Source organism: bacterium (assembly GCA_023145965.1).
Classification (GTDB): Bacteria; UBP14; UBA6098; order UBA6098; family UBA6098; genus UBA6098.
In genome coordinates this window covers 34,203-40,987 of the sequence record JAGLDC010000011.1, presented here as the reverse complement: position 1 = coordinate 40,987, position 6,785 = coordinate 34,203, and the positions used below count along the sequence as shown (strand labels likewise).

Genomic DNA, 6,785 nt, shown 5'->3' with positions numbered 1-6,785 from the left:
ACGCCAACAGTTACGGTGGCCTCGAAACATCCATAAATCTTTACCTCGAGGATAAGAAGATTGGTGAAAAAAGGATTTCCCTGCCGAGAAACGGCGAATTTCTCGATGTTAAGTTCAATGTCATGCCTGAAAACGAGGGTGAATTTACATATCGGGCTTTTTTACCTGCCACAGATGGAGAATTATCCTCTTCTAATAACGCAAGAAGCGTTTGTGTAAAGGTTTTACCTTCGAAAAAGTCCATTCTTCTTATCGGCTCCAAACCTAACTGGGAGATGACCTTTTTGCTTAGAACTCTTGCGCAGGATCCCGATATCGTTGTTAAAAGCGCATTTCTTGGGAAGGCCTCCCCTGCCAGCGAAACGAAAATGCCAAAAACACTGGATGAGCTCAGTAAAAATGATGCCGTTTATATTATAGATGCAATAAATCAACTCGATGGTATGAACCTCGCACCACTTCTTTTGGATTATGTTAACGGTGGAGGTGCCTTGGGATTTCAATTCCTCGGAAACATCATTTTGAATAAAAGCTCAGGCAACACCTGGGCTAAAATGTTTCCTTTTATTTATTCGGCCGGTTCACATGTTTGGATGGAAGACGATTTCGTTCCTGAGGTTACAGTTCGGGGCTTGGCGCATTCCATTACACGTCCTCAAAATGAAACCTCGCTTAAGGTCGAAGATTATCAACGCATTCCACCCCTTTCCGGATTCACAATGATAACAGGAAACACTCCCGGTTCAGAAATTTTAATGGCACATCCAAAAATGGACGACGTCCCTATCCTCTCTGTTCGAGAGGTTGGCAGGGGAAGAACTATGATAATCAATGGTGCGGGTTTTTGGAGATGGGCCTTTGTTCCGCTGGGCTTCGGTAAAGATAATGATCTATATCGTGGCCTAGTCAACAGAAGCTCTAGCTGGCTACTTGCAGCAGGTGAAGGAAGCGACTTCGCTGTTGAGACAGATAAACAAGTGTATCGTAGTGGAGAGAAGGTTATTATCACCGCTCGGCTGAGGGATCAATCTAACCAATCCCTTGAAGGAGCAAAGATTGCTACTAAATTCACGAGCAAAGATAATTCTTCTGATTCTATGGTTATCGTTTTAGAAGACCGTGGCGATGGCATATATTCTCTGGAATTACCTGCTTTCGATATTGGAAGATGGGTAATCAACTCTGTAGCTAGTCTAAACGAACAATCGATCAACACTGCCAACTACAGTTTTCTTGTCGAGCCTTATTCAATCGAATTGGAAAACGTCCAATTAAATACCATTGCGCTTAAAGCAATTGCCGACGCAACAGGTGGAAAATTCTTTCTGCCAGAAAACATCGACTCACTCGATGATTATATCCAAACACCGAAATTGGTTCACAAGGAACGCCGAGAAAGAGATATTTGGGACCATCCAGTTCTTTTAATCATATTTGTTTTATTGCTTTGTGCGGAATGGATCCTACGCAAGAAATGGGATTTGCCCTAGTTGCTGAATTTGCCATATTGGCAAGGTCTTTGCAATTTATTGTTTAATTAATTATCTTTATTATTTAGTGTGTATGTTATTATAGCCAGCAACCTGATATATTACTTTAATTGATATAATGTAACCTACTATGTTATAAAAAAAAACGCGAGGGTAAAACCCTCGCGTTTTTGTGAGAATCCCTTACGCTTCCTATTCAATTACATATTCGATGCAATCGCCGAGGCAAATTCGGAGCACTTAAGTTTTGTTCCACCCTCCATTTGGCGCTCGAGATCATAAGTAACGGTTTTATTGTTAATTGTCTTCCCTATACCCTTTACAATCAGGTCTGCAGCTTCTTGCCACCCCATATATTCAAGCATCATCACGGCAGAGAGAATCAGCGAACTGGGGTTCACTTTATCCTGACCTGTATATTTTGGCGCAGTGCCATGCGTAGCTTCAAACAGTGCAACTTTGTCGCCAATATTTGCTCCTGGAGCTAATCCTAAACCTCCAACCTGAGCAGCGCAAGCATCAGAGATATAGTCTCCATTCAGGTTGGGAGTTGCAAGAACGCTGTATTCACTTGGTCTAAGTAGCACTTGCTGGAAAATCTGATCAGCAATGCGGTCTTTAATAAGGATTTTACCTTCAGGCATTTTGCCATCGAAATCTGCCCAAAGCTCCTGTTCGGTAACAATCTTATCGCGAAATTCATCTTTGGCAAGTTCGTATCCCCAATCGCGGAAAGCTCCCTCGGTAAATTTCTGGATGTTGCCTTTGTGGTCTAAAGTAACAGAAGGCAGATCGTGTTCTATAGCGTATTGGATAGCTTTGCGAACAAGTCTCTTGGTTCCAGTAATGCTGATAGGTTTAATACCGATACCGCTGTCGAGGCGGATCTTCTTACCCATTTCTTTTTTCAAGAAATCTATTACTTTAATGGTTTCCGGTTCGCCCTGTTCGAATTCGATACCCGCATAAACATCCTCGGTATTTTCGCGGAAGATTACCACGTTTAAAAGATCGGGCCGCTTTACCGGACAAGGCACACCCTTAAACCAACGCACTGGACGAACACAGGCATATAAATCCATGATCTGGCGAAGACCAACATTGAGCGAACGGAACCTTGGCGTGATCCACTCAGAGCCACATTGAATGCACTTTTTGGGGCGTTTGCCATCGATTTCGCCTTGTTCTTTCGCGCAATCAAGGCAAACATATTTAAACCCACCCACAGGTGTGGTCAATGGGCCTTTTATCGCGACGTAAAAATGCTCTATTGCTTTGATAGTGTCATCTGGTAAGATATTATCGTTGCCATAGAGTTGGAGGGCAGAAAGCCCCGCATGGACCTCGAACCAGTGTATCTCCTTCTTACCATTATAGGCTTTCTTAACGGCATTATCGACAACTAGCTTCATAGCTGGTGTGATGTCCAGACCGATGCCATCGCCTCGAATAAATGGAATTACCGGATTATTCGGCACCGAGATCTTGCCATTAACATACTCGATCCGAGAACCAATTTTGGGATACTGCAGTCTTTCAAATTCGATCATGCTACTCCTTAATAAGGTTATATATTATTGGTTTATGTTCTTAATATAGTTGAGTTTACCGCCTGCGAGAATAATCGCCCTTTGAAGTTTGGAAAGCCCGTGTTCGACCTCGAAAGAGAATCCTTTCGTCGTGTTTTTAATAAAAATCTGTTCGTTCTTTTCTAATAGTTCGCGTATGTTATCGATTTCAAGGACATCATCTTGTTCTATGCGCTTATAATCTTTGGAATCAATGAAGCGAAGCGGGAGGATTCCGAAATTCACAAGGTTCGCGGAATGAATTCGCTCAAGAGATTTTGCGATAACCGCTTTTACTCCGAGAAACATGGGACAAAGTGCGGCGTGTTCACGCGAAGAGCCTTGTCCGTAAGAGAAACCGCCAACTATAAAATTGTGCAAACCATTATCTCTGTTAGTAGAGGCTCGGGCTGAAAAGGTCTCATCGACAGGCTCGAAGACATAGGTCGAATATTTTGGAGTGTTAGAACGATATTTCAGGCGCTGACCTGCAGGCATGATGTGGTCTGTTGTGATCTTGTCCCCCACTTTAATGGTAATTGGACCGTGAAGCTTTTCTGGGAGTTTCTCGTTGCGTGGTGGATCACCAATATTCGGCCCGCGGAAAATATCAATCGACTCTGGATTCTCCGATGGCGGGAGTATCATAGAATCGTCTATAGTGAATTTATCAGGCATTTCGACTACAGGATAATTATCTTCTCCGAGATCGCGTGGATCGGTAATTTCGCCTTTCAGTGCGCAAGCAACTGCCGTTTCCGGACTAACGAGATATATACCCGCCGAATTTGTTCCTGAGCGGCCATAAAAATTTCTGTTATTTGTGCGAATGCTGACTGCATCGGTGGAAGGAGCCTGACCGCAACCGATACAAAATCCGCAAGTAGTTTCCATAATTCTCGCGCCTGCAGAAATTATCTTTGAAAGCGCGCCGTTATCGGATAGCATTCTTAAAACCTGCTTCGATCCAGGTGAAACAACAAAGCTAAGATCTGGATTGACTTTCTTGCCATTGAGCGCTTCGGCCACAATAGTTAAGTCTTTGAAAGAAGCATTTGTGCAACTTCCAATAGCAACCTGATTGACCTTCATCCCTGCGATATCCCTAACTTTTACAACATTATCGGGAGAATGCGGTTGCGCAACCATGGGTTCTAATGTCGAAAGGTCTATCTCGATTATCTTATCGAACTCAGCATCGGGGTCCGAGTCGAGAGCGACCCAACCATCACCACGATTTTGAGCTTTTAGAAACTGAAAAGTTATCTCATCGCTTGGAAAAACTGAAGTTGTAACGCCTAGCTCGGCGCCCATATTGGTTATCGTGGCCCGTTCCGGGACTGAAAGGGTTCTTACGCCTTCGCCGCCATATTCGACAATAACACCGACATTTCCCTTTGTCGTCATTATTTCGAGCAATTTCAGTATGACATCTTTTGCAGCCACCCATGGCCTAAGTTTACCGTTCAACTCCACTCGGACTATTCGAGGATATGCAATAAAAAAAGGCTGTTGTGCCATTGCAGCAGCGACATCCAGGCCACCAGCTCCGATGGCCATCATACCAATACCGCCTCCGGTTGGTGTGTGGCTATCAGAACCCAATAATGTTCTTCCGGGGAGACCAAATCTCTCGAGATGCACTTGATGGCATATGCCATTCCCGGGTTTTGAGAGATAAATCCCAAATTTGGCTGCTACCGACTGCAAGTATTTGTGGTCATCAGCATTCTCAAAACCCATTTGGAGAGTATTGTGGTCTATATAACTCACAGAAAGATCAGTCTTTACTCTAGGCATGTCTAAGGCCTCGAACTGAAGATAGGCCATAGTGCCGGTTGCATCTTGGGTGAGTGTTTGGTCTATTCGTATCCCAACTGGCAAACCAGCATTCTCCTCGCCGACTATAATGTGCTTTTTAATTATCTTTTGCGCGATAGTAAGACCCATTTCCATCCTTAGTTTTTCGGTTATTTATTGACTTTCCACCCCTGTAAATCCACTCCTCTGGAAGCTTTTTCTCTTATGCTTATCTTATTTACAATAATAATTTATCAATCTTAATTTATTAACCATACTGATAATTTATCTATTGAAAGTTAAGATATAGAAATCGCTTGGCAAGTAAAAAAAATAATATTATAGAGATTAATAATATTGTCCTTAGAGCATTATCAAATATATATATAAGTCTTAACAACCACAAAAATATTTTATTCCAATCAGGTCAATAATCACGAATTATTTGTAAAAAATGAGAGAGTGATAACCAGCTTTATCGTTCGTTGTGTTCGAGAGCTTCGAATAATCAAGCAGAATAATATTTGCGAACTAAACTTATATTGCGGCTAAATAGCACCTTGATCTGCTGCCAAATTAGCAAAATACAGTTTAGGGTAGCAAAATAGTAATAAACATCAAAATATATTGAAATATATGTTTATATAGTTATATTCAATAAAAAGGAGTTAAATATGACAAAAAACATTCTGTCTTCAATTATTCGTGATCGTGAATCATTTTATGATGAGGTATTAAAAACCGATAATAACGGGATTTTAATTATTAAAATGATCCTCGGTTCTCTTTTATTGTTCAGTGTTTATGGGATTTCGATGGGTTTATATAATTCGATTCCACAGGCCATTTCAGCTGCAATAAAGGTTCCGGTTCTGTTTATTCTTTCCCTAATCATTTGTTCCCCGGCTCTTTTCATCTTCAATATACTTCTTGGTAGCAAGCTTAGCCTAGCACAATCGCTAGCAATGATACTCAGTGCGTTTGTAATGGCTGGTTGCATATTGGCTTCATTCGCACCGATAGTAATTTTCTTTATGCTTATTGGATCGAGTTATACTTTTCTTCGATTGCTTCATATTGCTATTTTTACAATTGCAGGATTAACAAGCATGAAAACTCTCAACGATGGGCTTGTTTATGCCTGTGAAGAACATTCGGTTTACCCAAAACAAGGTGTTCAAATTTTTAAAATATGGGTTATTATTTTCGCATTTGTAGGGACTCAATTAGCCTGGAATCTAAGGCCATTTCTTGGGAATAAGGACCTTCAATTCCAACTTTTCAGGAAGCAAGATGGGAATTTTTATAGCCATTTTATCAGGACATTCGGAGATTTCGTGATTGGCGATAAAGCTAAAAAAGAAACAAACGTGGAAAAGAAGGCTAGTCAATTCTACAGCGATGAGCATCTCAAAGAATTCGAGGAATCTGGGAATATTGAAAAGAAAATCGAGGATTTGAATTCCGAAAACGAGGATATGCAAGATGCTCGTTAATGACGAAATTATGACAGTCCAGGATGTTTCAAAATATCTTAAACTCAAACCTCAGACTATATACAAATGGGCCCGAGAGGGCCAAATTCCAGCCGCTAAATTTGGTAAAGAATGGCGATTCCGTAGATCACTTATAGATAAATGGCTCGATGCTCAATTTACAGAATCACCTGCTGTAAAAGAATTAATGGAATAGAGAGATTATTCCAAAATCTGCCTGAGATCGATTAATAGATGTTCCAAAGGAATTCCCCTCGTTTCCGAGATAGATTTGAGCGAACAGTATATTTCACTGGGACAACTTAGGGCGTGAAGACCGTGGCGTGCAACAATCTTCATTGCGCTGGAATTGGTTTTTAATATTGCCTCAAGTGTTGTGTTTTCATCTATCATCATTATTATAATATAATTATTCTTCGAAGATTTTCAAA

General features: G+C 41.2%; 6 protein-coding genes. 3 read left to right on the top strand and 3 right to left on the bottom strand.

Features of this window, described 5'->3' with window-relative positions; genetic code table 11:
• Positions 1–1,490 (top strand): hypothetical protein (locus KAH81_01555; protein ID MCK5832334.1); only part of this gene is annotated, 1,490 nt, incomplete at its 5' end.
• A 200-nt stretch (positions 1,491–1,690) separates the two neighbouring features.
• Here the strand turns inward: KAH81_01555 and KAH81_01550 are convergent.
• Both KAH81_01550 and KAH81_01545 read right to left on the bottom strand, forming a co-directional pair.
• Entirely contained in the window at positions 1,691–3,040 is a 1,350-nt protein-coding gene (locus KAH81_01550) for an NADP-dependent isocitrate dehydrogenase (protein ID MCK5832333.1), read from the bottom strand.
• Between the two features lie 24 nt (positions 3,041–3,064).
• Entirely contained in the window at positions 3,065–5,008 is a 1,944-nt protein-coding gene (locus KAH81_01545; GenBank protein MCK5832332.1) for an aconitate hydratase, read from the bottom strand.
• Between the two features lie 524 nt (positions 5,009–5,532).
• On the opposite strand from KAH81_01545, the gene KAH81_01540 reads away from it, so the two are divergent.
• Both KAH81_01540 and KAH81_01535 read left to right on the top strand, forming a co-directional pair.
• Positions 5,533–6,354: a hypothetical protein gene (locus KAH81_01540; GenBank protein ID MCK5832331.1), complete on the top strand. Its 822-nt coding sequence runs from the start codon at positions 5,533–5,535 to the stop codon at positions 6,352–6,354.
• A complete protein-coding gene (locus tag KAH81_01535) occupies positions 6,344–6,550 on the top strand; it encodes a helix-turn-helix domain-containing protein (GenBank protein ID MCK5832330.1) in 207 nt (68 codons plus the stop codon). Before KAH81_01540 ends, KAH81_01535 begins: the two co-directional genes overlap by 11 nt.
• A gap of 5 nt (positions 6,551–6,555) precedes the next feature.
• Here KAH81_01535 and KAH81_01530 read toward each other — a convergent pair whose 3' ends face one another.
• The gene (locus tag KAH81_01530) at positions 6,556–6,750 is read right to left on the bottom strand and encodes a hypothetical protein (protein ID MCK5832329.1); all 195 of its coding nucleotides are present in this window, start codon (positions 6,748–6,750) and stop codon (positions 6,556–6,558) included.
• Positions 6,751–6,785 lie beyond the last annotated feature (35 nt).